At 62.1% G+C, this 22,810-nt stretch carries 19 protein-coding genes; 8 read left to right on the top strand and 11 right to left on the bottom strand.

Annotation, left to right across the window (positions count from 1 at the left end):
* Nucleotides 1–119: 119 nt before the first annotated feature.
* On the bottom strand, nt 120–872 hold the full coding sequence (locus tag RCH06_RS01835; RefSeq protein WP_327079738.1) for a 2OG-Fe dioxygenase family protein: 753 nt from the start codon (nt 870–872) through the stop codon (nt 120–122).
* Between the two features lie 147 nt (nt 873–1,019).
* Between RCH06_RS01835 and RCH06_RS01830 the strand changes: the two genes are divergently transcribed.
* Nucleotides 1,020–1,316, top strand: a complete 297-nt coding sequence (locus RCH06_RS01830) for a DUF1840 domain-containing protein (RefSeq protein WP_327079737.1) — start codon at nt 1,020–1,022, stop codon at nt 1,314–1,316.
* A gap of 71 nt (nt 1,317–1,387) precedes the next feature.
* Here the strand turns inward: RCH06_RS01830 and RCH06_RS01825 are convergent, their stop codons facing one another.
* The 10 genes from RCH06_RS01825 to RCH06_RS01780 form a co-directional block, all read right to left on the bottom strand.
* Entirely contained in the window at nt 1,388–2,404 is a 1,017-nt protein-coding gene (locus RCH06_RS01825; RefSeq protein WP_327079736.1) for a tripartite tricarboxylate transporter substrate binding protein, read from the bottom strand.
* A gap of 131 nt (nt 2,405–2,535) precedes the next feature.
* A complete protein-coding gene (locus RCH06_RS01820; RefSeq protein ID WP_327079735.1) occupies nt 2,536–3,525 on the bottom strand; it encodes a tripartite tricarboxylate transporter substrate-binding protein in 990 nt (329 codons plus the stop codon).
* A 94-nt stretch (nt 3,526–3,619) separates the two neighbouring features.
* On the bottom strand, nt 3,620–4,870 hold the full coding sequence (locus RCH06_RS01815) for a phenylacetate--CoA ligase family protein (protein WP_327079734.1): 1,251 nt from the start codon (nt 4,868–4,870) through the stop codon (nt 3,620–3,622).
* Nucleotides 4,871–5,160: 290 nt separating this feature from the next.
* A complete protein-coding gene (locus RCH06_RS01810) occupies nt 5,161–5,970 on the bottom strand; it encodes an ABC transporter ATP-binding protein (protein WP_327079733.1) in 810 nt (269 codons plus the stop codon).
* A gap of 140 nt (nt 5,971–6,110) precedes the next feature.
* Entirely contained in the window at nt 6,111–7,439 is a 1,329-nt protein-coding gene (locus tag RCH06_RS01805; RefSeq protein WP_327079732.1) for an ABC transporter substrate-binding protein, read from the bottom strand.
* 64 nt (nt 7,440–7,503) lie between these two features.
* Nucleotides 7,504–8,580, bottom strand: a complete 1,077-nt coding sequence (locus tag RCH06_RS01800) for a branched-chain amino acid ABC transporter permease (RefSeq protein WP_327079731.1) — start codon at nt 8,578–8,580, stop codon at nt 7,504–7,506.
* 176 nt (nt 8,581–8,756) lie between these two features.
* Nucleotides 8,757–9,686, bottom strand: coding sequence for a branched-chain amino acid ABC transporter permease (locus tag RCH06_RS01795; RefSeq protein ID WP_327079730.1), 930 nt, complete (start codon nt 9,684–9,686; stop codon nt 8,757–8,759).
* A gap of 18 nt (nt 9,687–9,704) precedes the next feature.
* Nucleotides 9,705–10,490: an ABC transporter ATP-binding protein gene (locus RCH06_RS01790; RefSeq protein ID WP_327079729.1), complete on the bottom strand. Its 786-nt coding sequence runs from the start codon at nt 10,488–10,490 to the stop codon at nt 9,705–9,707.
* Nucleotides 10,491–10,501: 11 nt separating this feature from the next.
* A complete protein-coding gene (locus RCH06_RS01785; protein WP_327079728.1) occupies nt 10,502–12,448 on the bottom strand; it encodes an AMP-dependent synthetase/ligase in 1,947 nt (648 codons plus the stop codon).
* Nucleotides 12,449–12,592: 144 nt separating this feature from the next.
* The gene (locus RCH06_RS01780; protein ID WP_327079727.1) at nt 12,593–13,780 is read right to left on the bottom strand and encodes an ABC transporter substrate-binding protein; all 1,188 of its coding nucleotides are present in this window, start codon (nt 13,778–13,780) and stop codon (nt 12,593–12,595) included.
* A 149-nt stretch (nt 13,781–13,929) separates the two neighbouring features.
* Here RCH06_RS01780 and RCH06_RS01775 point away from each other — a divergent pair, with 149 nt between their 5' ends.
* The 7 genes from RCH06_RS01775 to RCH06_RS01745 all read left to right on the top strand — a co-directional run bounded on the left by RCH06_RS01775 (nt 13,930) and on the right by RCH06_RS01745 (nt 22,796).
* Nucleotides 13,930–14,655 (top strand): Crp/Fnr family transcriptional regulator, encoded by a 726-nt coding sequence (locus RCH06_RS01775; protein WP_327079726.1) that lies wholly within the window; start codon nt 13,930–13,932, stop codon nt 14,653–14,655.
* Nucleotides 14,656–14,930: 275 nt separating this feature from the next.
* A complete protein-coding gene (locus tag RCH06_RS01770; RefSeq protein ID WP_327079725.1) occupies nt 14,931–15,029 on the top strand; it encodes a potassium-transporting ATPase subunit F in 99 nt (32 codons plus the stop codon).
* On the top strand, nt 15,029–16,828 hold the full coding sequence (gene kdpA, locus RCH06_RS01765) for a potassium-transporting ATPase subunit KdpA (RefSeq protein WP_327079724.1): 1,800 nt from the start codon (nt 15,029–15,031) through the stop codon (nt 16,826–16,828). Before RCH06_RS01770 ends, kdpA begins: the two co-directional genes overlap by 1 nt.
* 12 nt (nt 16,829–16,840) lie before the next feature.
* Nucleotides 16,841–18,922, top strand: coding sequence for a potassium-transporting ATPase subunit KdpB (gene kdpB / locus RCH06_RS01760; RefSeq protein WP_327079723.1), 2,082 nt, complete (start codon nt 16,841–16,843; stop codon nt 18,920–18,922).
* A gap of 12 nt (nt 18,923–18,934) precedes the next feature.
* A complete protein-coding gene (gene kdpC / locus RCH06_RS01755; protein ID WP_327079722.1) occupies nt 18,935–19,507 on the top strand; it encodes a potassium-transporting ATPase subunit KdpC in 573 nt (190 codons plus the stop codon).
* 11 nt (nt 19,508–19,518) lie between these two features.
* Nucleotides 19,519–19,851 (top strand): hypothetical protein, encoded by a 333-nt coding sequence (locus RCH06_RS01750; RefSeq protein ID WP_327079721.1) that lies wholly within the window; start codon nt 19,519–19,521, stop codon nt 19,849–19,851.
* Between the two features lie 224 nt (nt 19,852–20,075).
* Nucleotides 20,076–22,796 carry a DUF4118 domain-containing protein gene (locus RCH06_RS01745; RefSeq protein WP_327079720.1) on the top strand — a complete coding sequence of 907 codons (2,721 nt, stop codon included), beginning with the start codon at nt 20,076–20,078 and terminating at the stop codon, nt 22,794–22,796.
* Nucleotides 22,797–22,810: the final 14 nt, after the last annotated feature.

Here is a 22,810-nt window from a genome sequence, read left to right as displayed (position 1 = left end):
CGTAACCTATAGATTAATCTTGCCTTAATTGTTTAGGGTTAAAGTATTTTCGTCAAGCAGATTTTCCCTTGGGCGCATAAATTTTCAGCCCCCGCTGCATCGGGCTGATAGCGGGGTTTTCAGGGTGCCTGAAAGCCGTCGGCCCGGAAGGTCAGCACCAGCGTGTCGCGCAGGCCAGCGTCGGGCGCTTCGTCATCGGCCGGAAACAGGGGCGTGGTTTCGTGAATCACGCGTTCGTCGTCCAGCAGCAGCGCCGTCAGCGGCTCCTGCATCAAAAAGCGCATGCCGTTCGGGCCATGCGCATCGAACACGCGGGTTTCGCCGCCCTTGACGCCGCGCCGGGCGACCAGCAACACCACCACAAAATCCACGCCATCGCGGTGCGCGCCTTCGGGCGTCGGCCGGCCCACGCCTTCAGCGGTGTCGATGCGGAACTGGTGCGCTTCGATGTACCAGCGCGGCACCGGCTTGACCTGGGCAAACAGCTGGCCCAGTTGGCTCAGCAGTTCAGTCCAGGCCGGTGCTTGGGCCACGGCGGGCTCCACCGGTTCAAACCAGCGCTCAAAACCGCCATGCAGCGCGTTGTAGCTGGTGGGTTGCCAGTGCGCCCGGTGCGGGGTTTGCGTCAGTGTGTTGGCCGTCAAGTCCTGGATGAAACACGCATGGCGGCGACGGCGGTAACGCCCGCCATCCTTGAGGTGGGCGTCGGGCGGCAGTCGATTCCAGGACTCGGCCAGCGCCTGCCATTGCTGCGTCCAATTGGGGACTGGAAGTTGCAGGCTGCTGGTGAATTCGGCAGGCATCAGCAGGCTCAGGCCGTCCTGGCGAAGGGACTGGTCGGCGGGTTTTTGAACAGTGGCGATATTAAACATAGGCGTTATTTTGCTTGACGCCGCCGGGCCCGGCGAACCGATTTTTGTGGCCTGGGGCTGGCGGCTGCAGGAAGTGCGTCTGGCCTACACAGCCGGCCACCAAAGCTGCCGATAATGAAGCCGTTGTTTTAACCAGAGGAGCATTCAATGCTGTACAGATTCAAATCAAAAAATATGGGCGATGTGATCATGACCGAGGTCGTTGGCCGCCAAATCCTGGAGATCATTGGCAAGCCGCCTGCTTTCAAAGGCATCTTGCTGGTAGACCAGATGCCCGCCGCCATTCAGGCGCTTGAAGCGGCCATCGCGCTGGAAGAATCAAACGATCACGAAGAGGACGACCTGTTGCCCGATGGCATCGGCCTGCACCAGCGCGCCAAACCCTTTATCGACATGCTGCGCTTTAACCTTCAAAAGGGCGAAGAAGTGGTCTGGGGCGTTTGAGCTTTATCTGCCTGCCAGATGCAAAAAAGCCCCGGAAACGGGGCTTTTTTGCATCTAGCACAAACGCTTTTTCAATCGACCTTGGCGCCCGAAATCTTCACGATCTGAGCCCATTTCTTGTGCTCGGCGTTGATGAAGGCGGTGAACTGCTGCGGCGTGTCGCCGCCCGCAATAGCGCCCTGCGCCAGCAGCTTTTCCTTGATGGCGGGCGTGTTCAGTGACTTGGCGGCTTCTTGCTGGATGCGGCTGATGATGTCAGGCGGCGTGCCGGCAGGCGCCAGCAGGCCAAACCAGGAACTGGCCTCAAACCCCTTGAACGCCGGGCCGCCGGCTTCCTCGATTGTCGGCACGTCGGGCAGCGCGGGCGAGCGCTGCGCACTGGTCACGGCCAGCGCCTTGAGCTTGCCTGACTTGATCAGCTGCATCGACGAGGGCAGGTTGTCAAACATCACGTCCATGTCGCCGCCCACCATCGCCATCAGTGCCGGGCCTGAGCCGCCGTAGGGGAAATGCACCATGTGGGTGCCGCTCATGCTCTTGAACAGCTCGCCGGCCATGTGGATCGAGGTGCCGTTGCCGCTGGACGCCATGTTGAACTTGCCGGGCGTGGCCTTGGTCGCGCGGATGAAGTCGGTCACGTTGTTGATGCCGGCGGCTTTGGCTTTTTCGGCGTTCACCACCATCACATTGGGCACGCCGGCGACTAGCGTGATGGGCGCAAAGTCCTTTTGCGGATCAAAGGCCAGCTTACTGTAGAGCGCCTTGTTGATGCCGTGCGTGCCGACGGTTCCCATCAGCAGGGTGTAGCCGTCGGGTGCTGACTTGGCCACCACATCGGCGCCGATGTTGCCGCCCGCTCCGGAGCGGTTTTCGACGACAAAAGGCTGGCCAAAGGCCCTGGACAATTCGGGGGCCATCGCGCGGGCCAGGATGTCGGTCGTGCCGCCGGGGGCAAACGGCACGACGATCTTGACCGGACGTGTCGGCCATGTGCCTTGGGAAAAAACCGGATTCGCTATGAAAATAGTAGCTGCTGCTGCCGCCGACCAGGCAAGCACATGGCGTCGATTTGGCTTGAAATAAGGCATGAACATAGTCTCCGTGGGTATTCTGGCTATCACCATAGCCGTGAGCGGCTGCAGTTTCAACAGGGTTAATCCGGGCATGAAAAAAGCCGCCTGGCAATCACCGGACGACTTTTTAGAGAATGCGGGGTGGATCAGTCGGCGAATTTGCCGGCAGCTTCAATCACGGGTTTGAGCTTGGCCATCTCGGCGGCCACAAAAGCCTTGTGCGCGGCAGGCTCGACACGTTTGTCTATCACCACGACAGCGCCCAGGCCTTCTTGCTTCTTGATGAATTCAGGGTCTTTGAGGGCCAGTTTCAGGGCGGTATTGAGCTGGGCCAGCACCGCCGGTGGTGTGCCCTTGGGTGCATACAGGCCGTGCCAGATGGTCAGGTCAAAGCCTTTCAGGCCCATTTCCTGCAGGGTTGGCAAATCCTTGAGCAGTTTGTTGTTTTTCAGGGGTTTGGCTGTCGTGACCGCATAGGCCTTGACGCGGCCGGCTTCAATCTGGCCGGTGGTGTTGGTGGTCTGGTCGCACATCATGTCGACCTGGCCGCCGACCAGCGCATTCATGGCCGGCGCCGTGCCGCCAAACGGAATCGTGGTCATGGCCTCCTTGGCGTTGATGGCGGTTTGCCACATCAGGCCGCACAGGTGCGAGGCTGATCCCAGCCCGGCGTGGGCGATATTGAGCTTGCCGGCATTGGCGCGAATGTAGTTTTCCAGGTCGCGGTAGGTGTTGGCTTCGAGTTGTGGCTTGCCGATCAGCGTCATCGGCACTTCGTTGATCATGCCGAGGTATTCGAAGTCTTCGAGCGGCTTGTACTGCAGCTTGCGGTACAGGCCGGGCGCGGCGGCCATGCCGATGTGGTGCAGCAGCAGCGTGTGGCCATCGGGCGCGGCCTTGGCGACCTTGTTGGCGCCGATGGTGCCGCCGGCACCGTTCACGTTTTCAACGACGAAATTGGCGCCGCCGCCCATGGACTTGCGCAGGGCTTCGGCCAGGTCGCGCGCCACGCGGTCAGTCGGGCCGCCCGCTGCGAACGGCACCACGATGCTGACGGGCTTGGAGCCGGGAAAGGTTTGCGCGTTGACCGAAAAAAGGGTGGCAGCAGCGGCGACAAGAACTAACAGGCGTTTCATGAACTGTTCCTTTGAAATGAATGCGCTAGTCTAAGTGCTGGGTCTATGGTGCACAACGCGGGAACTACTTAGGGGAAGTCCCTTTGTCGGCGGGTCATTGGTAGCTTCGGGCGTCCTCGATCACCTTGCCGTCGTTGGCCAGGCTTGCCGGGGCGACCAGCTCGACCGCGCCGCGCAGTTTGGTCACGTCGCGGATGGCTTCGCTGATGCGCTGCTCCAGCCCCTCGGGCGCCGACGTGGTTTCGACCTTCAGCGTCATGCGGTCGTTGGCCATCTCGCCGCTGACGACCAGCCTGGCCTTGATGACTTCGGGAAAACGCCGGGCAATCTCGGCAATTTGCGCCGGATGCACGAACATGCCGCGCACCTTGGTGGTTTGGTCGGCCCGGCCCATCCAGCCCTTGATGCGGGTATTGGTACGGCCGGTCGGGCAGGGGCCGGGCAGCACGGCCGACAGGTCGCCGGTGCCAAAGCGGATCAGCGGATAGGCGGGGTTCAGCGTGGTCACGACCAGCTCGCCGACTTCGCCCTCGAGCACCGGGTCGCCGGTGCCGGGCCGGACAATCTCGACGATCACGCCTTCATCGAGCACCAGGCCTTCGCGCGCTTCGGTTTCATAGGCAATCAGCCCGAGGTCAGCGGTGGCATAGCACTGGTAGCCGGCAATGCCGCGCTCGGCCAGCCAGTCGCGCAATGAAGGCGGAAACGCTTCGCCCGACAGCAGCGCCTTGGTCACGCTGGGCAGTGCCACCTTCATGTCGGCGGCTTTTTCGACAATGATTTTCAGGAAGCTTGGCGTGCCGATGTAACCTGCGGGTTTGAGCTCGGCCATGGCCTGCACCTGCTGCTCGGTCTGGCCGGTGCCGCCCGGAAACACGGTGCAACCCAGCGCATGTGCGCCGCTTTCCATCATGGAGCCGGCCGGCACGAAATGGTAGGAAAAGCAGTTGTGGACCAGTTCGCCGGGCCTGAAACCCGCCGCATACAGGGCACGGGCCATGCGCCAGTAGTCGCGCCGCGTGCCTTCGGGCTCGTAGATCGGGCCGGGGCTGGAAAAGACGCGCGGCATGGCAGCGCCAAACCCAATCGTGCTGAAGCCGCCAAACACGTTGTGCGCGCGCTGGGCCTGCTGGCGTTCGAGCAACTCGGACTTGCGCGTCACCGGCAGCGTGGCCAGCGCGGCGCGGCTGGTGATCGTGGCCGGATCAATGCCTGCCAGGATTTCAGCAAACGCGGGCGAAGCGCTGCGCGCATGGGCGATCTGCACCGGCAGGGCGGCCAGCAGCGCGGCTTCGCGTTCGGCAGGGGTGCGGGTTTCCAGCGCATCCATGTGGAGTGATGTCATGAAAGGGTGTTGGGTTAAGGGTTAAAGCAGGCGGGAATACGGGTTGAAGTTATGGGCGCATGCAGCAACCCTCAGCCAGCCAGAGACACCGAATCGGCTTTGCAAGGCCGCAGGCGAAACGGAGCGTACAGAGGGCAGCGCAGTCCGAAAAGCGACAAGCTTGAAGGCCGTTTTCCCCATCCAGCCAGGGCCGCGGGACTGGCTTCGCCAGACCGCAGGCGCAGCGGCCCCCTCGGGGGGCAGGAAGCCACACGCAGTGGGCGACCGTGGGGGTCTTCCACTTGGGGCCATCAAGCCAACCAGCGCTTGCGACGCTTGTAGCTTTTCGCGTCCTTGAAGCTCTTGCGTTCACCGCCGCCAACGCCGAGGTAGAACTCTTTCACGTCCTCGTTGTTGGCCAGGTCGCTGGCAATGCCGTCCATCACCACCCGGCCTGACTCCATGATGTAGCCGTAGTCGGAATACTTCAGCGCCATGTTGGTGTTCTGCTCGGCCAGCAAGAAGGTGACTTTTTCCTTGGTGTTCAGGTCTTTCACGATGTTGAACACTTCTTCAACGATTTGCGGCGCCAGTCCCATCGACGGCTCGTCAAGCAGCACCATGCTCGGGTTGGTCATGATGGCGCGGCCAATCGCGCACATCTGCTGCTCGCCGCCCGAGGTGTAGGCGGCCTGCGAGGTGCGCCGGGTTTTCAGGCGCGGAAAGTAGTTGTAGACCTTTTCCAGGTTGGCGGCAATCTCGCCCTTGTTGCTGCGGGTGTAGGCGCCGGTCATCAGGTTTTCCTCGATGGTCAGGTGGGCAAAGCAGTGCCGTCCTTCCATCACCTGCACCACGCCGCGCTGCACCAGGTCGGCCGGCGAGAGGTTCTCGATGCGCTCGCCGCGCAGCTCGATCGAGCCCTTGGTGACGGCGCCGCGCTCGCCCTGCAGCAGGTTCGAGATGGCGCGCAGCGTCGTGGTCTTGCCGGCGCCGTTACCGCCCAGAATGGCCACGATGCTGCCTTCAGGCACCTGCAGCGAAACGCCCTTCAGGACAAGAATCACATGGTTATAGATGACCTCGATGCCGTTGACGTTCAGAACGATTTTTTTGGGTTCCATAAGGTTTCTCTGTAATCGGAGTCGGTGCCAGTGTCTTTGCCAGGCGGGAGGCTTGGCGCGCAAACCTCTCGCCTGGCAGCTCCCGCGAGGAGCTGCTTTTCCTTGCGCCGGCGCTCAGGCCGGCGCAAGGGTTCATGCCCTTAAGACTGGCAGTCCGCCGGGGTGCGGCGGGTCATCTTCTTGTCGGCCAGGTACTTGTCGGCACCGGCCTTGACCAGGGGTTTCATGATCTGGTCGTCTGACTGGTACCAGTCAGAGGTCATGTTCCACTTCTTGCCGTCCCAGGTTTGCACGCGTGCCCAGGTCGAGCCCATGTGGTCGGCGCAACTGGTGGACAGGGGACGCATCACGTCCTTGAAGCCCAGTGCGTCGAGTTTTTTCTGGTCAAGCGACAGGTTTTCAAGGCCCCAGCGCACTTGCTCGCCGGTCATGACCTTGCCCTTGCCGAAGCGCTCCTGCGCGCGGCGCACGGCCTCGATGCTCAGCATCTGGATGATCGCGCCACGGGTGTACAGCACCGAGCCGACTTCGTCCTTCGGACCCGTGCCCTGGCCTTTGTCATGCACCAGTTTCAGGATGTCCTGCATGACCTTGGACTGGGTGCCCGATCCGTTGAGTGCCAGCGCCTGGTAGCCCTTGGCGCCTTCACCCACGTCGCGCACATCAGGCTCGGCACCAGCCCACCACACGCCATACAGTTTCTCGCGCGGGAAGCCGGTGGCCTGGGCTTCTTTCAGGGCGGTGGAGTTCATCACGCCCCAGCCCCACAGCAGCACATAGTCAGGGCGGGCCTGACGCACCTGCAGCCAGGCGGCTTTTTGCTCGACGCCGGGCGCCGTCACGGGCAACAGTTGCAAGTCAAAACCGTGCATCTTGGCGCGTTCCTGCAGCAGCGGAATCGGCTCCTTGCCGAACGGGCTGTCATGGTAAACCAGCGCAATTTTCTTGCCCTTGAGCTTGTCCATGCCACCGGCGCTCTTGCCGATGTGCTGGATCAGGATGTCGGCGGCGGTCCAGTAGCTGCCCATCAGCGGGAAGTTCCACTTGAAGGCCATGCCGTCTTGCGCCACCGACAGGCCGTAGCCCAGCGTGATCAGCGGAATTTTGTCCACCGGGGCTTTTTCGGTCAGCGCAAAGGTGATGCCGGTGGCCTGCGGGTCGATTAGGGCCACTCCCGGGCGATTTTTCAGGCGCTCATAGCATTCCACGCCCCGGTCGGTGGCGTAGCCGGTTTCGCATTCTTCGTAGGTGATCTTCACGCCGTTGATGCCGCCGTCGCGCGCGTTGACCATCTTGATGTAGTCCTGCTTGCCGTTGGCCCAAGGCGTGCCGTTGGGCGCGTAAGGGCCGGTGCGGTAAGACAGCAGCGGGAAAAACTGCTCTTTGTCCTGCGCCAGGGCGCTGGTCGACAGCGATGCCGCCCCAGCGGCGAGCACGGTCGCAGCAATCACGAGTTTGGAAAGCTTCATGGATGTCTCCTTGGTATAAAAATAGGGAAGCACGGTGAGAAAACGAAGGTCTTGCAGGAATGCTTTAGTGGGGAAATGGCCAGAGGCGCATCTTCTGTTTGCCCATCGACCACAGCCTAGCCAGGCCGTGCGGCTCGACGATCAGGAACCAGACAATCAGGCCGCCGAAAATCATCAGCTCGGCATGCGATACGCCAGCGGTTGAAATATCGATGCCAAAGAGCCCCATGAAAGCCGGTAAAAAGCGGTTCAGCGCAATCGGCAGCACAACGATAAAAGCCGCGCCAAAAAAGCCGCCCATGATGGAGCCCAGGCCGCCGATGATCACCATGAACAGCAGGCGAAACGAGATTTCAACCGAGAACGCGGCCGGCTCCCACGAACCCAGGTGCACGAAGGCCCAGAGCGCGCCGGCCATGCCGATGATGAAGGAGCTGACCGCAAAGGCGCTGAGCTTGGCGTACATCGGGCGAATGCCGATGACGGAAGCAGCCACGTCCATGTCGCGAATTGCCATCCATTCGCGGCCAATGGCGCCGCGCACCAGGTTTTTGGCCAGCAAGGCGACGACGACCAGAATGCTCAGGCAAAACAGGTATTTGGCGGTCGGGTTGTCCAGCGGCAGGCCAAACACCTGCAACTGGCTGACCGATACCGAGCCCGATGCCGAGTCATTGGTCAGCCACTTGATGCGCAAAAACATCCAGTCGCTGAAAAACTGTGCGGCCAGCGTGGCCACGGCCAGATACAGGCCCTTGACGCGCAGGCTGGGCAGGCCGAACAGAATGCCGAACGACATGGCGCACAAGCCGCCCAAAATCAGCGCCGGAATCAGCGGCAGACCTGGAAGGCGGACAAAAAAGTTGTAGGCGCCGTAAGCCCCGACCGCCATGAACGCGCCCGAGCCGAGCGAAATCTGGCCGCAGTAACCGACCAGGATGTTCACCCCGATGGCCGCCAGCGACATGATGACCAGCGGAATGAAAATCGAAGCATAGAGGTAGTCGCTGGCCAGCAGCGGCACGCCAATGAAGGCAAAGGCAATCAGCAGTCCGATGGCAATGCGGTCTTGCGTGATCGGGAAGATTTGCTGGTCTGCCCGGTAAGTCGTCTTGAACTGGCCGTTTTCGCGGTAGAGCATAGGAGTCTTCGGTTAACGATGTGAAATATAGAAAGCAGGCCCAGGGAGGGCGGAGCTGACCGCTGCCTTCTTAAACCAGCCGGGGCCGCAGAACCGGCTTTGCCGGGCTGCAGGCGCAGCGACCCCCTCGGGGGGCAGCGCATTACACGAAGTGAAAAGCGTGGGGGCTTTCATGCTTAGACGCGGTCAATGATCTTTTCGCCGAACAGCCCTTGCGGACGGAACAGCAAAAACACCAGCGCCAGCACATAGGCAAACCAGATTTCAATGCCGCCGCCCACATACGGGCCCAGATAAACCTCGGACAGCTTCTCGCCCACGCCGATGATCAGGCCGCCGATGATGGCGCCGGGCACTGAAGTCAGGCCACCCAGAATCACGACCGGCAAGGCGCGCAGGGCGATGGTGGTCAAGGAAAACTGCACACCCAGCTTGGAGCCCCAGATCATTCCGGACACCAGCGCAACCAGGCCCGCCACGCACCAGACGATGACCCAGATGCGGTTCAGCGGAATGCCGATCGACTGCGCCGCCTGATGGTCATCGGCCACGGCGCGCAGGGCGCGGCCAGTGGTGGTTTTCTGGAAAAAGATACTCAGCAAAATGACCAGCGCGGCCGCGATGGCGGCGGCAATCACGTCTTCCTTGTTGACCAGGATGCCGCCCGGAAACACCGAGTCCAGCATGAAGATCGGGTCTTTGGGCATGCCGATATCGATCTTGTAGATGTCGCTGCCAAACAGCGTCTGGCCCAGGCCTTCGAGGAAATACGCAATGCCCAGCGTGGCCATCAGCAGCGTCGCGCCTTCCTGGTTGACCAAGTGGCGCAGCACCAGACGCTCGATCAGCCAGGCGACGACGAACATCAGCACACCGGCAATTCCAAACGCGATCAGGTTGGCGACGAACAGGTTGTTGATGCCGGTCCAGACCGGAACCCACTCCGAAAAGCGCGCCATCGCCAGCGCCGCGAACAGCACCATCGCGCCCTGCGCAAAGTTGAACACGCCCGACGCCTTGTAGATCAGCACGAAGCCGAGGGCGACCAGCGAATACAGCATGCCGGCCATCAGGCCGCCAATCAGTGTTTCTAAAAAGAATGCCATCTTGTTTTCTTCCGCTGCTTAGTGGCTGGTGCCGAGATAGGCGCTGATCACGTCCGGGTTGTTGCGGACTTCTTCAGGCTCGCCGTCACCGATTTTCTTGCCGTAGTCGAGCACTACGACGCGGTCGGAAATGTCCATCACCACGCCCATGTCGTGCTCGATCAGCACGATGGTGGTGCCGAATTCCTCGTTCACGTCCAGGATGAAGCGGCACATGTCCTGCTTTTCCTCGACGTTCATGCCGGCCATCGGCTCGTCCAGCAGCAGCACTTGCGGCTCCATCGCCAGCGCCCGGCCGAGGTCGACGCGCTTTTGCAGGCCGTAGGGAAGCTGGCCAACCGGCGTTTTGCGAAAGGCCTGAATTTCCAGGAAATCAATAATGCCTTCGACATATTCACGGTGGCGGATTTCCTCGCGTTCGGCCGGGCCGATGCGCAGCGCCTGCATGAAGATGTTGCTTTTGATCTTCAGGTTACGCCCGGTCATGATGTTGTCGATGACGCTCATTCCCTTGAACAGCGCCAGGTTCTGGAAAGTGCGGGCCACTCCCATTTCGGCCACCTGGCGCGAGGACATGTGTGAAAACTTCTTGCCCCGAAAGGTGATAGAGCCTTCCTGCGGCGTGTAGACGCCGTTGATGCAGTTGAGCATCGAGCTTTTGCCGGCGCCGTTGGGGCCGATGATGGAGCGGATCTCATGCTCCTTCACATTGAAGGAAATGTCGGTCAGTGCTTTGACGCCGCCAAACCGCAGGCTGATGTTGTTGACGTCGAGGATGACGTCGCCGGTCTTCTTTTTTGTCATGGTTTTTGTGTTCAGGCCGCAGCTTTGACCGGGGAAAAGGTTTTGGCGTCCGAGAGCTTGAGCGTGGCGCTGACGCTGCCGGTGCGGCCGTCCTCGAACTTGACGACGGTTTCGATGTACTGCTCGGTTTTGCCGGCGTACATCGCCTCGACCAGTACGCCGTATTTGTCGGCAATGAAGCCGCGCTTGACCTTGTTGGTGCGCGTCAGTTCGCCGTCATCGGCATCGAGTTCTTTGTGCAGAATCAGGAAACGGCTGACCTGGCTGCCGGCCAGCAGCGCGTCGCTGGCCAGGTCGGCATTGACCTTTTCAATGCATTCCTGCATCAGCTGGTAGACCTCGGGCTTTTGTGCCAGGTCGGTGTAGCCGGCGTAGGGCAGGTTGCGCCGCTCGGCCCAGTTGCCGACTGCATCGAAGTCGATGTTGATCATCACGCAGACACGGTCGCGGCCATCGCCCAACGCCACGACTTCCTTGATGAACGGGAAGAACTTGAGCTTGTTCTCGACGTACTTGGGCGCGAACATGGCGCCGTCGTTCGGGCCGCCCTTGATGCGGCCTACATCCTTGACGCGGTCGATGATTTTCAGGTGGCCGTTTGCATCCAGAAAGCCGGCGTCGCTGGTGTGGTACCAGCCGTCGGCGGTCAGCACCTCAGCGGTGGCTGCCGGGTTTTTGTAGTATTCCTTGAGCAGGCCGGCCGACTTGACCATGATTTCGCCGTTGTCGGCCACCTTGATGTCGACGCCGCGAATCGGCACGCCCACGGTGTCGGCGCGCGCCTGGTTGTCGGGCTGCAGGCAGACGAACACGGCGGTTTCGGTTGATCCGTAAAGCTGCTTGAGGTTGATGCCGATGGAGCGGTAAAAGCTGAACAGGTCAGGGCCAATGGCTTCGCCGGCGGTGTAGGCCACGCGCACCCGGTTGAAGCCCAGGTTGTTGCGCAGCGGGCCATAGACCAGCACATTGCCGATGGCGTATTTCAGCCGATCCAGTGCGCCGACCGATTCGTCGTTCATCAGTGCCGGGCCGACGCGCCGCGCGACGTTCATGCAGGCTTCAAACATCTTGCGCTTGAGGCTGCCGGCGTCTTCCATGCGGATCATCACGCTGGTCAGCAGGCCTTCAAACACACGCGGTGGTGCAAAGTAATAGGTCGGGCCGATTTCCTTCAGGTCGATGGTCACGGTGCTGGCCGACTCGGGGCAGTTCACCACGTAGCCGCAGGCCAGCCACTGGGCGTAGCTGAAGATGTTCTGGCCAATCCAGGCCGGCGGCAGATAGGCCAGCACTTCCTCGGCGCTGGTCAGCTTGTCGAACTCGGCACCGGCGGTGGCGCGGTCGAGCAGCGTGCTGTGGGTGTGGACCACGCCCTTGGGGTTGCCGGTGGTGCCCGAGGTGAAAAACATGGCGGCCACGTCGCTGGTCTGGAGTTTGGCGACTTCGCTGCGAAACCACTGCGGGTTCTGGCGCGCAAACGCTTCACCGGCTTCGATCAGCGCATCAAGCGGTTCCAGGCCGGGTTCGCTGTACTTGCGCAAGCCGCGCGGGTCGTCGTAATAAATGTTCGAGATTTGCGGGCAGCGGTCACGGATTTCGATCAGCTTGTCGACTTGCTCCTGGTCTTCGACCATGGCAAAGCGCACTTCGGCGTTGTTCAGCGGAAAGACGCATTCAGCGCCCACTGCGTCCTGGTACAGCGGCACCGGAATCGCCCCCAGCGACTGCACCGCCAGCATGGTGGCATACAGGCGCGGGCGGTTGGCGCCAATCACCACCATGTGCTCGCCGCGCCTGAGGCCGGCCTGGTGCAGTCCGGCAGCCAGCTGCTCCACCAGCGCTGCCAGGGCGGACCAGCTGTGGGCCTGCCAGATGCCATATTCTTTTTCGCGCATGGCCGGCGCGGCAGGGCGCTCGGCAGCATGTTTGAGCAGCAATTGGGGGAACGTGGTCTGCATCCGGTCTTTGTCTCCGTGTGGGCGCTTTTTATGGCAAGGCGGCTGTTGTGTGTCCCATAGTAGAGCTGCCTTTGACGCCCAGATGTCGTTACAAAGACAATTTAGGGGTAAGTCCTACTGGGGACAGCCCGGAGTTAGCCACTTTTATCGAATAAAGCGGCCATCACGCGCAACCATGTTCAGTTCCACGAAGCGCGAGGCACTTCTGGATGAATCGGTAAAACTGACCTCGTAGCCGCCCAGGTCGTAATTCTTCATCGCCCAGACGCTGTCGATGAAGCTCGCTTGCGTCGGGTTGCGGCCAGCCCGGCGCAGCGCTTCGGCAAACACCTTGGCATTGACGTAGCCTTCCAGTGCCAGGTGCGAAGGCTCCTGCGTCAGACCGGCGGCTTTCCAGGCCAGCTGAAATTCACGCACCAGCGGCAATACGTTGTTGGTGGGCAGCGGCATGACCTGCGACACGGTGATGCCGGTGGCGTCAGCGCCCATGGCTTTCAGCGTGGCTGCGGCGCCCATGACCGACAGGGCATACAGCGGCAGTCCCTTGCGCTCCTTGCGGATGGCCTTGACAAATTCGACCGTCGGCTGGCCTGCCAGGCCCATCAGCACGGCTTCAGGCTGGGAGGCCGCAATTTTCGTGGCCGCTGCGGCAGCATCTGACGAGTTGTTTTCGACCGTGGCGACGGCGGTTTCGGTCAATTTGCTGCTGGCCATGAATTGCCGGGCCACGCTGGCAACTTCCTTGCCGAAGCCGTTGTTCTGGTGGACGATGGCAATGCGCTTGATGCCGATGGTCGCCAGATGCCGCACCAGGTGTTCTGTTTCATCGGCATAACTGGCGCGGATATTGAACACATTGCGGGCATTTTTGGGCCGGGCCGACGAAGCCCCGGTAAATGGCGCAAAAAATGGAATGCCCGACGCCATCACCGGCGCCAGCATGGCTTCGACCATGGGAGTGCCCAGGCAGTTGAAAATCGCAAAGCAGTTGCGGTCGGCGATAAAACCCTTGGCATTGCTCAAGGCGCGCTGTGTGTCGTAGCCATCGTCCAGAGCGTTCAGTTCAATGGCGCGGCCATTGACGCCACCCTTGGCATTGAGCGCCGAAAAGTACACTTTCGCACCCTGGTTGACGGCTATGCCCAGGTCGGCCAGCGGTCCGGTCAGCGCGGTTGACTGGAAGATTTTCAGCGCGCCAGTGTCTTGCGCCCGCACGGGGACGTGAATGGCCAGGGGCAGGGATGCGAGGGCACCCAACACCCCGCGCCGGGACAATGCGCCCCAGGCAGTGGTGCGGGAATCGGTGTTCAGGGACGATGGGAAGTGGGTCATGCGCTCTTGTTCCGGGTGGGATTGCGGGGAGGGTTAACTGAAGCCGCGACGATGGTAGGTTTGCAGTTGACAATAAATTGTCAATGGCCCGACAATTTAAGGGTTTAACTTGACGCCTGCATGACGCCGAGGTGTTTTTATCAAGAGCCATGTCAACTGATCTGACCCTTCACCAGCGCCGAAGAACTCCCACGCCGGACGAGTCGCGGGGCATTCCCTGGCTGCCCTTGCTGCTTCCCGATGAGCGGGCGCGCGCCGTGGCAAGCCTGCAGGTGGGCGACGCGGCGGCGGGCGACTATGTCTGCCGTGTGGGCAAACCCGTGACCTACTGGTTTGGCGTGGTCGAAGGGCTGCTCAAGATGAGTTCCGACAATGCCCAGGGCATCACCATGACGTTTGCCGGCATGCCGCCCGGCGGCTGGTTCGGCGAAGGCACGGCGCTCAAGCGCGAGCCTTACCGCTACAACATCCAGGCGCTGCGCAAAAGCGTGGTGGCTGGCTTGCCCATCGACAGTTTTCACTGGCTGCTCGACCACTCCATCGGCTTTAACCGTTTTGTGATGAACCAGCTCAACGAGCGCCTGGGCCAGTTCATTGCCGCGCGCGAGATAGACCGCATGAACAACCCCGACCTGCGGGTGGCGCGCAGCCTGGCCGCGCTGTTCAATCCGGTGCTCTACCCGGGCGTGGGGGAGGTGTTGCGCATCACCCAGCAGGAACTGGCCTACCTGGTGGGCCTGTCGCGCCAGCGCGTCAACGAAGCGCTGCGAACGCTGGAGGCACAAGGCACGATTCGCGTCGAATATGGCGGCCTGCGCGTGCTCGACATTGCAGCGCTTCGTTCCAGTATATTTAATGATAAAAACATGCGCTAGCGCACGTTGGACGGGCGCATTCAGCTATTAAAAAAGTAGCTATTACTTCGTCTTGAAGATCATTGGCGCAGGGCGGCGTTTACGCTTTTTTTACAGCCTTTCGCGCAATCTCATCCCTGTTTTTACACGCCTTTCTGGATACTTTGCTCCATTCATTTGAATCAGGAGTGGTGTATGGACATGGTATTTTTGGCCGCAGCCGGCGCGCTGTGGGGCGTGATGGTGTTGTTGGTGCGGGGGTTTGAAAAGCTCGAAGTTCCCGTAGGAGGCCGGCCATGATCAGCCTTGCCGTGATTTATGGTTTTGGCGGCTTTTGCGCCATCTTGCTGCTGGCCTATCTGGTCTATGCGCTGATCTGCGCGGAGGAGTTTTGATGACTTCTTCAAGCGCGGGCCTGCTGGCTCTTTTCCTGGGGTTGCTGCTGGTGCTTTCGTGGCCGCTGGGCATCTGGCTGTCACGCCTGGCCTCGGGCCAGTTGCCGGCCTGGATGAACAAAGTCGAAGCGCCGCTGTACAAACTCGCCGGCACCTCCGCCGACAAATCGATGCCGTGGGGCCAGTACGCACTGGCGGTGCTGGCTTTCAACCTGATCGGCGTGGCGGCGGTTTACGCGCTGCAGCGTTTGCAGGTTGCGCTGCCGCTGAACCCGGCCGGCATGGGTACTATTTCGCCGGACTCGGCGTTCAACACCGCCATCAGTTTTGTCACCAACACCAACTGGCAGGGCTACGGCGGCGAGTCCAGCATGAGCTACCTCACGCAGATGCTGGGGCTGGCGGTGCAAAACTTTTTGTCGGCCGCAACCGGCATTGCCGTGGTGTTTGCATTGTTTCGCGGCTTTATCGCCCGTTCAACCCGCGTGATTGGCAACTTCTGGGTGGATGTGACGCGTATTACGGCGTGGCTGCTGGTGCCGCTGTCGCTGGTGGTGGCGCTGCTGTTTGTCGGTCAGGGCGTGATCCAGAATTTTGACGCCTACAAGGATGTCAACACGCTGGAAACGACCAGCTACCAGGTCGCCAAAAATGGCCCGGACGGGCAGCCCTTGAAGGACGCCAAAGGCGACGCCGTCATGGAAGACGCCAAAACCGGCACGCAAACGCTGGCCATGGGCCCGGTCGCGTCGCAAGAAGCCATCAAGCTGCTGGGCACCAACGGCGGTGGTTTCTTCAACGCCAACTCGTCCCATCCTTACGAAAACCCGACCGCGCTGTCCAACTTGTTGCAGATGCTGTCGATTTTCCTGATTCCGGCGGCGCTGTGCTTTGCCTTTGGCCGCGTGGTGGGTGACCAGCGCCAAGGCTGGGCCGTGCTGGCTGCCATGACCGTGATGTTTGTCGTAGCCGTTATCGCCATTACGCCAGCCGAACAAGCCGGCAACCCCTTGCTGCCAGCGCTGGGTGTCGACCAGACCGCCAGCGTGATGCAGTCCGGCGGCAACATGGAAGGCAAGGAAACGCGCTTTGGCATCAACGGCTCTACTTTGTTTGCGGTGGTGACGACCGGCGCTTCGTGCGGTGCCGTCAACTCGATGCACGACTCCTACACGCCGCTGGGCGGCATGGTGCCGATGGTGATGATGCAGCTCGGCGAAGTGGTGTTTGGCGGCGTGGGCACCGGCCTGTACGGCATGCTGATTTTTGCCATTTTGGCGGTGTTCATTGCGGGGCTGATGATTGGCCGCACGCCTGAATACCTGGGCAAAAAGATCGAGGCGCATGAGATGAAGCTGACCTCCATCGCTATTTTGGTGACGCCGATTGTGGTGCTGGCCGGCACGGCTATCGCGGTGATGACGGGTGCCGGAAAGCTCGGCGTGGCCAACCCCGGCGCGCACGGTTTTTCTGAAATTCTTTACGCCTTTACCTCGGCTGCCAACAACAACGGCAGCGCATTTGCCGGACTGTCTGCCAACACGCCGTTCTACAACACCGCACTCGGCATAGCGATGTGGCTGGGCCGCTTTGGCGTGATCGTGCCGGTGCTGGCCGTGGCCGGGGCGCTGGCGCGCAAGCAGCGCCTGCCTGTTACGGCCGGCACCATGCCGACGCACGGGCCGCTGTTTGTGCTGCTGCTGGTGGGCACCGTGCTGATGGTCGGCCTGCTCAATTACGTGCCTGCGCTGGCGCTGGGCCCGCTGGTCGAGCACCTGATGCTCTGGGCCGGAAAGTAAAGAGAAAAGACCATGAATACAACTGTCAAAAAACCGTTTGTCCTGCTCGACCCGGCGCTGCTCAAGCCAGCCATCGTGTCGTCGTTTGTAAAGCTCAGCCCGCGTGTGCAGTGGCGCAACCCGGTGATGTTTGTTGTCTATATCGGCAGCATCCTGACGACCTTGCTGGGCCTTCAAGCCTTGCAGGGCAACAGCGACACGCCAGCCAGTTTCATTTTTGCCGTGTCGGTGTGGCTCTGGTTCACCGTGCTGTTCGCCAACTTTGCCGAAAGCCTGGCTGAAGGCCGCAGCAAGGCGCAGGCGGCGTCCCTGCGCGGGCTCAAAAAAAGCACCTGGGCGAAAAAGCTCAAGGAACCCAAACATGGCGCTACCTTCTTGCCCGAGCAGGCCGAAAACCTGCGCAAGGGCGACGTGGTGCTGGTCGAAGCCAACGACATGGTTCCGCTCGACGGCGAAGTGATTGAAGGCGTCGCGTCGGTCGATGAAAGCGCCATTACCGGCGAATCTGCGCCTGTGGTGCGTGAATCCGGCGGCGACTTTTCATCCGTCACCGGCGGCACGCGCGTGCTGTCGGACTGGCTGGTGGTGCGTATCACCGTCAACCCGGGCGAATCGTTCCTGGACCGCATGATCAGCATGGTTGAAGGCGCCAAACGCCAGAAGACGCCCAATGAAATTGCGCTGACCATTTTGCTGGTGGCGCTGACCATTGTGTTTTTGGTGGTGACGGTGACCTTGCTGCCGTTCTCGATCTTCAGCGTTGCCGCCGCAGGCACCGGCACGGTGGTCAGCCTGACCGCACTGGTGGCCTTGCTGGTCTGCCTGATTCCGACCACCATCGGCGGACTGCTGTCGGCCGTAGGCGTGGCTGGCATGAGCCGCATGATGCAGGCCAACGTGATTGCCACCTCGGGCCGCGCGGTGGAAGCCGCCGGCGATGTGGATGTGCTGCTGCTCGACAAGACCGGCACCATCACCCACGGCAACCGCCAGGCGTCCAGCTTTGTGCCGGCACCGGGCGTGCAGGAAGCCACGCTGGCCCTGTGTGCCATGCAGGCTTCGATGGCCGATGAAACCCCCGAAGGCCGCAGCATCGTGACGCTGGCGCAGCGCGCAGGCAACGCCGAGCCGCTGGTGGGCGACGTGCATGAAGTGCCTTTCACCGCCCAGACCCGCATGAGCGGCGTCGATGTGCAAAAAGCCGACGGCACGACCCGCCAGTTGCGCAAGGGCGCGGTGGATGCGGTGCGCAAATACGTTGAAGCGCATGGCGGCAGCGTGCCGGCTGATGTCATGCGCGCCGCCGACGAGGTGGCGCGCCGTGGCAGCACGCCGCTGGCCGTGGCCGACGGCAACCGTGTGCTGGGCATCGTCGAGCTGAAAGACATTGTCAAGGCCGGTATCAAGGAACGTTTCGGCGAGCTGCGCCGCATGGGCATCAAGACGGTGATGATCACCGGCGACAACAAACTCACGGCGGCGGCCATTGCGGCAGAGGCCGGTGTCGATGACTTCCTGGCCGAAGCCACGCCGGAACAAAAGCTCGCGCTGATTCGCCAATACCAGGCCGAAGGCCGGCTGGTGGCGATGACCGGCGACGGTACCAACGACGCCCCGGCGCTGGCGCAGGCCGACGTGGCGGTGGCCATGAACAGCGGCACGCAGGCGGCCAAGGAAGCCGGCAACATGGTTGACCTGGACTCGAACCCGACCAAGCTGCTGGAAATTGTCGAAACCGGCAAGGCGCTCTTGATGACGCGCGGCTCGCTGACGACGTTTTCGATTGCCAACGACGTGGCCAAGTACTTCGCCATCATTCCGGCGATTTTCGTGACGACTTACCCGCAGCTGGGCGCGCTCAACGTGATGCAGCTGGGTAGCCCGTCGTCGGCGATTTTGTCGGCGGTGATCTTCAACGCGCTGATCATCATGTTTTTGATTCCGCTGGCGCTCAAGGGCGTGAAATACCGTGCCGTGGGTGCAGCGGCTTTGCTGCGCCGCAACCTGTTGATTTACGGCCTGGGCGGCCTGATCGTGCCCTTCATCGGCATCAAGGCGATTGACCTGCTGCTGGTCGCCATGCACCTCGTTTAAGGAAATAAAACCATGAAAAACATTCTTCGCCCGGCCTTGGTGCTGTTTGCCCTGCTGACGCTGCTGACCGGCGTGGCGTATCCGCTGGTAGTGACGGGCGCGGCCAATGCGCTGTTTCCGGCGCAGGCCGCAGGCAGCCTGATCCTGCGGGACGGCAAGCCGGTGGGCTCTGAGCTGATCGGGCAGAACTTTGCCGACCCCAAGCATTTCTGGGGCCGTCCTTCGGCCACCGGCCCCATGCCTTACAACGCCGCAGCTTCCAGCGGTGCCAACCAGGGGCCGCTGAACCCGGCGCTGACGGATGCCGTCAAGGCCCGCATCGCTGCCTTGCGCGCTGCCGATCCGGGCAACACGTCACCGGTTCCGGTTGATCTGGTCACCGCGTCTTCGAGCGGACTTGACCCGCACATCAGCCCCGCAGCCGCGCGCTATCAGGTGGCGCGTGTCGCCAGTGCGCGCCGCCTGGCGCTTGCGTCGGTGCAAGCGCTGGTAGACCAGCAAACCGAAAAGCCGCTGATGGGCTTTCTGGGCGAGCCGCGCGTTCATGTGCTCAGGCTCAATCTGGCGCTGGAGGCGCTTCGTTAAAAGAGGTCATCATGGCTTATGCCGCTTATCTTGAATCGCCAGGGCTCCATCTTGTCAAGTCGTCAGCCCCTGACCGGCCGCAATGGCTGGTGATGGATGTCATTGTCCCCAGCCGCGATGCCCTGTCGGTGCGCCGCGCGCTGATTCAGTGTCCTGACGCAGGCATCTTGCGCTGTGTGCCGGGGCTGGATGAAAACCGTGTGCGGCTGGAAATCAGGCTGGCTCCGCACCGCGTCGACGAGGTGATGCAGCGCGTCATGGCGTGCGTGCCCTGCGGGCAGCTGGGGCCGTTGATTTCATGGCGCTGTCATTTGCGCCGGCATGGGCTGGTCGATGGACTCTGACCTGTTACGCGCCCTTTGCGCGCTGCTGGCAGTTTGTCTGCCGCTGGGTGTCGCCTGGCTGATTGTGGCGTGCAGCACGCCGGCAGCGCATGACCCCCACAACGACTGACCGCGCGATGCAGGCAATGCAATCGATGCAAGCAGTGCAACCTCACGCCGGCGTCCGGTCAGGGCGCTTGGGCTACGCTTTGGCCCATACCCTTTAACCCGCAAGCCTCATCTTCATGGTTTCCAGCCTAGACAATCGCCCCGACCCCGACCAGTTGCTGGAGCAACTGCGCGACGACGAAAACCGTGCGCGTCGCGGCAAGCTGCGCATTTACTTTGGTGCCAGCGCCGGTGTCGGCAAAACCTACGCCATGCTCAGCGCCGCCCAGAGCGCGCACAAGGCCGGGCGAGAAGTGGTGTTGGGCGTGGTGGAAACGCATGGGCGCAGCGAAACAGCCGAGCTGCTGGCCGGGCTTGAACAGCTGCCACTGCGCGATATTCCCTACCGGGGCCGCAGCCTCAAGGAGTTTGACCTGGACGCGGCGCTGGTGCGCAAGCCGGACGTGCTGCTGGTCGATGAACTGGCGCACAGCAACGTCGAAGGTTCGCGCCACGCCAAGCGCTGGCAAGACGTGCAGGAGCTGCTGGACGCGGGCATTGATGTCTGGTCAGCGGTCAATGTGCAGCACCTGGAAAGCCTCAACGGCACCATCGGTGCCATCACCGGCATTCGCGTGCAGGAAACCGTGCCCGACACGGTGATTGACGCGGCCGAGGAAATCATCCTGGTCGATGTGACGCCCGACGAACTGCTCAGCCGCCTGAAAGCCGGCAAGGTGTATTTGCCGCAGCAGGCCGAGCGGGCGTCGCAGAACTTTTTTCGCAAGGGCAACCTGATCGCCCTGCGCGAGATTGCCTTGCGGCGCACCGCCGAGCACGTGGAAGACGACGTGCGCAGTTACCGCATCGAAAAGTCCATCGTGCCGGTCTGGAACACCGAAGGCGCGATTCTGGCCTGCATCGGGCCGCACGAAGGGGCCGAGCAAACCGTGCGCATGGCAGCGCGTCTGGCCGGCCAGCTCAATGTGCGCTGGCATGCGGTGTATGTTGAAACGCCGCGCCTGCAGCGGCTGAATGCGGCTAGGCGCGACCAGACGCTGGCGGTCATCAAGCTGGCCGAAGAAATGGGCGCCACCACCGCCGTGCTGGCCGGCAGCGACGCCGCCGCCGAACTGGTCGCGCAGGCGCAGCAATTCAATTGCGCCACGCTGGTGGTCGGACGCCCGCAGCAGGCCGGCTGGCTGGCGCTAGGGACGGGCCGCACCATGACGCGCCAGCTCGCCAGGCTGGCCCCCACGCTGGACATTGTGGAAATTGGCCAGGCCGACAGCACGCGGCGGCTGGCGCGGGCCGTTCAACGCACGCCCGATGCGGCAAACGCCAGGGCCTGGGCGGGCAGGGTGGCCGCCTACGCCTGGACGGTGGCGGGCAGCGTCGGCATTACTTTGCTGCTGTTGCCGACGATCCGCTTTTTTGATCTGGCCAACATCGTGATGCTGTTTTTGCTGGGCACGGTGCTGGTGGCGCTCAAGTTTGGGCGCGGCCCGGCAGGACTGGCGGCTTTTTTGAATGTGGCGGCGTTTGACTATTTTTTTGTCGCGCCGAAGCTGTCGTTTTCCGTCAGTGACGTGCAGTACCTGGTGACTTTTGTCGTCATGCTGGTGGTCGGTTTGCTGACCGGACAACTCACCGCCGGCCTGCGGTTTCAGGCGCGCATTTCGTCCAGCCGCGAACGCCGCGCGCAGTCGCTGTTCGAGCTGACGCGCGACCTGTCTGCTGCGCTGCAAAGCTCGCAAGTGGCCGAACTGGGCGAGGCGGCGGTGCAGCGCAACTTTGGCGGCCAGGCGTGCGTGCTGATGACCGACGGCAGTGACCAGCTGGTCGTGCCCGCCCACACCGCCTTGCCGGACTTCGATGCCAACGTCGCTGACTGGGCGTTTCGCAACGAACAGGCGGCCGGGTTGGCGACTGCCACGCTGTCGGCCCAGCCGTGGCATTACGTGCCGCTCAAAGCGCCGATGCGGGTGCGCGGCGTGCTGGCCCTCAAGCCGGCCCAGCCGCACTGGCTGCTGATTCCTGAGCAACAGCAGCAGCTCGACACGCTGGCCCGGCAAATCGCCATTGCGCTGGAGCGTGTGCATTACGTCGAAGTCGCGCAGCAGGCCGTGGTGCAGATCGAGTCTGAAAAGCTGCGCAACATGCTGCTGGCGGCCATTTCGCACGATGTGCGCACCCCGCTGACGGCGCTGATCGGGCTGGCCGACACGCTTGAGCGCAGCAGCCCGCCGCTGAGCGACGCACAAGCCCAATCCGTGCGCGCCATTTGCAGCGAAGCGCGCCAGCTCAGTGCGCTGGTCAACAACCTGCTGGACATGGCGCGGCTGCAAAGCGGCGCGGTCAACCTCAAAAGCGAGTGGCAGTCGGTCGAGGAAATTGTCGGCTCGGCGATTCGCCAGGCGCAGCACGCGCTGGCCGGAAAACCGGTAAAAACCGCCTTGCCCGCCGATCTGCCGCTGGTGGAGTTTGACGCCGTGCTGATGGAGCGCGTGCTGGTCAACCTGCTGGAAAATGCGGCCAAATACGGCGGCCCGGCTGACGCACCGATTGAGGTCAGCGCCCACGTCACCGCGCAGCGCCTGATGCTGAGCGTGCGCGACCACGGGCCGGGCCTGCCGCTGGCGCTGGCGGGCCGTGAACACACGCTGTTTGACAAGTTCACACGCGGCGCCGCCGAGTCGTCCACGCCGGGTGTCGGCCTGGGGCTGGCGATTTGCAAGGCAGTGGTTGATGCGCACCGGGGCCAGATCAGCGCGGGCAATGCGCCCGGCGGTGGGGCAGAATTCACCCTGAGCCTGCCGCGCCGTACGCCGCCGCAGGAGTTGCCAGAGACGGCCTGAACCCTGTTGCTTCC

Source organism: Polaromonas sp. CG_9.5 (assembly GCF_035984465.1).
GTDB lineage: Bacteria > Pseudomonadota > Gammaproteobacteria > Burkholderiales > Burkholderiaceae_C > Polaromonas.
This window is presented reverse-complemented; position numbering and strand designations above follow the sequence as displayed.

Bases quoted from the DNA above. Each gene is read 5' to 3' on its own strand.
- RCH06_RS01835 (WP_327079738.1), bottom strand. From the start codon at position 872: ATGTTTAATATCGCCACTGTTCAAAAACCCGCCGACCAGTCCCTTCGC.
- RCH06_RS01830 (WP_327079737.1), top strand. From the start codon at position 1,020: ATGCTGTACAGATTCAAATCAAAAAATATGGGCGATGTGATCATGACC.
- RCH06_RS01825 (WP_327079736.1), bottom strand. From the start codon at position 2,404: ATGCCTTATTTCAAGCCAAATCGACGCCATGTGCTTGCCTGGTCGGCG.
- RCH06_RS01820 (WP_327079735.1), bottom strand. From the start codon at position 3,525: ATGAAACGCCTGTTAGTTCTTGTCGCCGCTGCTGCCACCCTTTTTTCG.
- RCH06_RS01815 (WP_327079734.1), bottom strand. From the start codon at position 4,870: ATGACATCACTCCACATGGATGCGCTGGAAACCCGCACCCCTGCCGAA.
- RCH06_RS01810 (WP_327079733.1), bottom strand. From the start codon at position 5,970: ATGGAACCCAAAAAAATCGTTCTGAACGTCAACGGCATCGAGGTCATC.
- RCH06_RS01805 (WP_327079732.1), bottom strand. From the start codon at position 7,439: ATGAAGCTTTCCAAACTCGTGATTGCTGCGACCGTGCTCGCCGCTGGG.
- RCH06_RS01800 (WP_327079731.1), bottom strand. From the start codon at position 8,580: ATGCTCTACCGCGAAAACGGCCAGTTCAAGACGACTTACCGGGCAGAC.
- RCH06_RS01795 (WP_327079730.1), bottom strand. From the start codon at position 9,686: ATGGCATTCTTTTTAGAAACACTGATTGGCGGCCTGATGGCCGGCATG.
- RCH06_RS01790 (WP_327079729.1), bottom strand. From the start codon at position 10,490: ATGACAAAAAAGAAGACCGGCGACGTCATCCTCGACGTCAACAACATC.
- RCH06_RS01785 (WP_327079728.1), bottom strand. From the start codon at position 12,448: ATGCAGACCACGTTCCCCCAATTGCTGCTCAAACATGCTGCCGAGCGC.
- RCH06_RS01780 (WP_327079727.1), bottom strand. From the start codon at position 13,780: ATGACCCACTTCCCATCGTCCCTGAACACCGATTCCCGCACCACTGCC.
- RCH06_RS01775 (WP_327079726.1), top strand. From the start codon at position 13,930: ATGTCAACTGATCTGACCCTTCACCAGCGCCGAAGAACTCCCACGCCG.
- RCH06_RS01770 (WP_327079725.1), top strand. From the start codon at position 14,931: ATGATCAGCCTTGCCGTGATTTATGGTTTTGGCGGCTTTTGCGCCATC.
- kdpA (WP_327079724.1), top strand. From the start codon at position 15,029: ATGACTTCTTCAAGCGCGGGCCTGCTGGCTCTTTTCCTGGGGTTGCTG.
- kdpB (WP_327079723.1), top strand. From the start codon at position 16,841: ATGAATACAACTGTCAAAAAACCGTTTGTCCTGCTCGACCCGGCGCTG.
- kdpC (WP_327079722.1), top strand. From the start codon at position 18,935: ATGAAAAACATTCTTCGCCCGGCCTTGGTGCTGTTTGCCCTGCTGACG.
- RCH06_RS01750 (WP_327079721.1), top strand. From the start codon at position 19,519: ATGGCTTATGCCGCTTATCTTGAATCGCCAGGGCTCCATCTTGTCAAG.
- RCH06_RS01745 (WP_327079720.1), top strand. From the start codon at position 20,076: ATGGTTTCCAGCCTAGACAATCGCCCCGACCCCGACCAGTTGCTGGAG.